Source organism: Dyella sp. 01N36, assembly GCF_056399745.1.
In genome coordinates this window covers 1-1,055 of the sequence record NZ_JBFTRY010000386.1, presented here as the reverse complement: position 1 = coordinate 1,055, position 1,055 = coordinate 1, and the positions used below count along the sequence as shown (strand labels likewise).

The window sequence follows — 1,055 nt, the reverse complement described above, 5'->3', positions numbered from 1 at the left end:
CGCTCCCACAGGGAGGAGATGAAAAAAAACGCCGCGGAATTCCGCGGCGTTTTTTGCTCAACTCAGCAACTTCAGACCGACTCAGGATTCGGCTTGTCCGGATCCAGCTTATAGGTCTTGATGGCGCGAGCGACGTCCTTCGCATTGACCTTGCCGTCCTTCGCCAGCGCAGCCAGGGCGGCGTGGGCGATCCAGTAGCGGTCGACTTCGAAGAAGCCACGCAGGTGCGCGCGCGTATCCGAGCGGCCGTAACCGTCGGTGCCCAGCACGGTGTAACGCATGCCGTCCGGCATGAAGGCACGGATCTGGTCGGAGTACTCGCGCACGTAGTCGGTGGCGGCGACGGCCGGGCCCTGACGGCCCTGCAGCAGGCCGGTCACGTACGGCACGCGCTGTTCCGCTTCCGGATGCAGGCGGTTCCAGCGCTCGGCGTCGAAACCGTCGCGACGCAGTTCGCTGAAGCTCGGGCAGGACCAGATGTCCGAGGTCACGCCGAAATCCTTCTCCAGCAACTCGGCGGCAGCGATCACTTCGCGCAGGATGGTGCCCGAACCCAGCAACTGCACGCGCGTCTCGCCCTTCTTCGGCTTGCCGGCGTCCTTGAACAGGTACATGCCCTTGATGATGCCTTCCTCGGCACCGGCCGGCATKTCCGGRTGCTSGTAGTTCTCGTTCATCACSGTCAGGTAGTAGTACACGTCCTGCTGTTCCTGCAGCATGCGGCGCGTGCCGTCCTGCAGGATCACCGCGACCTCGTAGGAGAACGTCGGGTCGTACGACTTCACGCTCGGGATCGCACCAGCGAGCAGGTGCGAGTGACCGTCTTCGTGCTGCAGGCCTTCACCGTTGATGGTGGTGCGGCCGGCGGTGCCGCCGATCAGGAAGCCGCGCGCACGCATGTCGCCCGCCGCCCAGGCCAGGTCGCCGATGCGCTGGAAGCCGAACATCGAGTAGTACACGAAGAACGGCAGCATCGGCTGGTTGCTGATGCTGTAGCTGGTCGCCGCAGCCATCCAGGCAGCCATGCCGCCGGCCTCGGAGATGCCTTCCTGCAG

The 1,055-nt window shown here is 64.7% G+C and carries 1 protein-coding gene; it reads right to left on the bottom strand.

The window, feature by feature from the left end; genetic code table 11:
• Positions 1-71 precede the first annotated feature (71 nt).
• Positions 72-1,055 (bottom strand): transketolase-like TK C-terminal-containing protein (locus AC1DMG_RS22325; RefSeq protein ID WP_477181170.1); only part of this gene is annotated, 984 nt, incomplete at its 5' end.